The organism is Herbaspirillum sp. B65 (genome assembly GCF_000333555.1).
GTDB lineage: Bacteria > Pseudomonadota > Gammaproteobacteria > Burkholderiales > Burkholderiaceae_D > Herbaspirillum > Herbaspirillum rubrisubalbicans.
In genome coordinates this window covers 1-1,146 of the sequence record NZ_BADI01000955.1, presented here as the reverse complement: position 1 = coordinate 1,146, position 1,146 = coordinate 1, and the positions used below count along the sequence as shown (strand labels likewise).

The window sequence follows — 1,146 nt, the reverse complement described above, 5'->3', positions numbered from 1 at the left end:
TCTGCTGACCTACACCAGAAGGATCACCCGCAATTGCGCATCGGCTACGCGCTGTGGCGGTGAGCGATCTTCCGCTCTGACGCAGGATCAGGCCACTGGTGTGCGCAGGGTGACGAATTCCTCGGCCGAAGTCGGATGGATGCCGATGGTGGTATCGAACTGCGCCTTGGTGGCACCGCATTGCAGGGCCACCGCAAAGCCCTGGATCACCTCGCCAGCGTCGCCGCCGACCATGTGCACACCCAGCACCCGGTCGCTCTTGGCATCGACCACAAGCTTCATAAAAGTGCGTTCGGTATTGCGCGAAAGGGTGTTCTTGAGCGGCTTGAAGTCGGTTTTGAAGATTTTTACTTCACCATGCTCGCTACGCGCCTGTTCTTCGCTCAGTCCCACGGTGCCTACGTTGGGATGACTGAACACCGCGGTCGGAATATTGCGATAGGACATGCTGCGTTCACCCTGGCCGAACAGACGCGCCACCACCGCCATGGCCTCGGCCAGCGCCACCGGTGTCAAGGCCACGCGGTCGATCACGTCGCCCACGGCGAGAATCGAGGGGACGCTGCTCTCGAAATTGTCGTTGACCAGCACCGCGCCGTTTTCCTTGAGTGCCACACCGGCCTGCTCCAGCCCCAGCCCGCGCGTATTGGGCGTGCGCCCGGTGGCAAAGAGCACGCACTCGGCGGCCAGGGTTTCGCCATTGCTCAGATGCACCTGCTTGAGGCTGTCTGGCCCGGCATGGGCTGCCTCGATGGCATCGATACTGGCGTTGAAGATCAGGCGGATGCCCTTCTTGGCCATTTCATCGGCCAGGTGGATGCCCAGATCCGCATCCATGTTGCGCAACAGGCGCTCGCGGCGATACACCAGGGTCACCTCGCTGCCCAGGCCATTGAGGATGGAAGCCAGTTCCACCGCGATATAGCCGCCGCCCAGCACCACCGCGCGCTGGGGCAGACCCGGCAAGTGGAAGAAATCGTCGGAGGTGATGCCCCATTCGCTGCCCGCAATCTGCGGCTTGTCGGGATGGCCGCCGGTGGCCACCAGGATGTGACGGGCGGTGAAGCGCTGGCCATCGACGTTGACGGTATGGGCATCCTCCACCGTGGCAAAGCCGCGATGCAACGTGACGTTGGCGCCATCGAG

Annotated in this window: 1 protein-coding gene; it reads right to left on the bottom strand. The window is 62.9% G+C overall.

Features of this window, described 5'->3' with window-relative positions; translation table 11 throughout:
• Positions 1–87 precede the first annotated feature (87 nt).
• Positions 88–1,146: FAD-dependent oxidoreductase (locus I5W_RS22515; RefSeq protein ID WP_044530923.1), on the bottom strand; the 1,059-nt coding region annotated here is incomplete at its 5' end.